Source organism: Gordonia gummivorans (genome assembly GCF_022513585.1).
Taxonomy (GTDB): Bacteria; Actinomycetota; Actinomycetes; order Mycobacteriales; family Mycobacteriaceae; genus Gordonia.
On sequence record NZ_JAKWBF010000068.1, the window covers coordinates 1 to 1,816 of the forward strand.

The window sequence follows — 1,816 nt, forward strand, 5'->3', positions numbered from 1 at the left end:
TTGAATTTTGACCCCCTGTGGTTGGTCTATTGGTCGTGTGTGACGAGGTCTCGTCGGGATTTGGTGCGGTAGGAGTCGCCGTTGATGGTGATGACCTCGGCGTGATGGACCAGCCGATCGATGAGCGCGGCGGCGACAATCTCGTCGGCGAAGATCTCTCCCCATCGGCCGAATGGCATGTTCGAGGTGATCAACACCGAGCCTTGTTCGTAGCGGCTGGCGATGAGTTGGAAGAACAGGTTCGCGGTGTCGGAGTCGAACGGCAGATACCCGATCTCGTCGATGATGAGCAGCCGGTAGCGGCGCAGCCGTTTGATCTCCGCGGCCAACCGTCCCGCGGTGTGGGCTTCGGTTAACCGTGCCGCCCAACCCGTCGCGGTGTCAAAGAGCACCGGATACGAGTTGTGGGCGGCTTTCATCCCTAATGCGATCGCCAGATGCGTCTTCCCGACTCCGGGTGGTCCGAGAAGGATCACGTTGTCTGCCTTGGCAATCCAGGTACTGGTGGCCAGATGTGCGATCACATCGCGCGGCAAAGATGGCACGTGATCGAAGGTGAAGTCCTCCACCGTTTTGACCGCCGGGAACCTCGCGGCGGCGATCCGCAGGGTGGTGCCGTTGGCTTCACGTTCGGAGACTTGGCGTTCCAGGATCGCCGCCAAGTACTGTTCGTGGCTCCAGCCCTCATCGCGGGCACGATCGGCCAACTCCGCCCAACACCGCCGGATCGTGGGGGTCTTCAACGCGCGGGTCAGGAACTCCATCTGTGTGTGAATCTGCTTGCCCGACACAGTGGTCGAGGTATCGGCGGTACTCAATTGTGGGACTCCAAATCTGTGGTGGTGGTGAAGTTGACGCCGTAGAGGTCGTCGTAGTCGGGTAGCGCCCTCATCGGCACCTGGTGGCCGTCGAGGTGAGCCCGCACCCGTGCCGCGTTGCCGGCCGCGATGTTGAGGTCCTGCATGCGGTAGTTGCGCCGCAGTTCTTTGGCGGCCCGCACATGCTGGGGATCGGCGATCGTGACGTGGTTGGCCCAACTGCGGTGGTGATCGGCCACGGTGACATCCCCGCATCGGATGACCACATCGCTCAGGTCGGCAGTGATGTCGACGAACCGGCCGATCACCGACGGATGCACCGAGTAGTCGTTGCCGGCCACCCGCACGTAGTAGTCCCGGCCCAACCGGACTCGGTGGGTCAGACCGACGTGCGGGGCCGCCGGTGGCAGAGCGGTCATCGCCGCCACATCCATCTCGAGGACGTCGGCCGGGCGGCGATCACCGATCGAACGCACGATCCGGGTGTTGGCATGCTCACCCAGCCACCAGCGGAACTGGGTGTTGAAGTCCTCCGGTGACTCGAAGATCCGGCCCGGCAGGAACGAGGTTTCGAAGAACCGGTTGTTGCGTTCGACCATGCCCTTGTACTCCGGATCGCGCGGCGGAGCTAGTTCGAGTCGGGTGCCCAAGGTGCCCACGAATCCGGCCGCCAACGCTGTCGGTGTGCCCTTGCCGCCGATCGCCGATTCGCGGTCCCACACCAGCTTGTGGGTGACTGCCCCGATCTGGGCCAGCAGCAGCCACATCCCGGCCAGAATGTCACCGCCCTGACGCGACGGGATCATCACCGCCGCCCGATACCGGGAGTACGCCAACGTCATCACCAACACCGGAAGGATCGCTAACTGGCTATGGCCCACCGGGATTCGATAATCGGGGAACCACAGATCCCACTGCGAACACACTCCCGGTTCGTAGACGACCCGATCAGCAGGATCGACTCCGCGGTACTCCGGGCGGATCTGGCGGACCCGATC

General features: G+C 63.4%; 2 protein-coding genes. Both read right to left on the bottom strand.

Annotated elements, in window-relative coordinates:
• Positions 1-26: 26 nt before the first annotated feature.
• Positions 27-791: an IS21-like element helper ATPase IstB gene (gene istB, locus MKW15_RS24085; RefSeq protein ID WP_308221105.1), complete on the bottom strand. Its 765-nt coding sequence runs from the start codon at positions 789-791 to the stop codon at positions 27-29.
• Positions 792-814: 23 nt separating this feature from the next.
• Positions 815-1,816: Mu transposase domain-containing protein (locus tag MKW15_RS24090; protein ID WP_240862900.1), on the bottom strand; the 1,002-nt coding region annotated here is incomplete at its 5' end.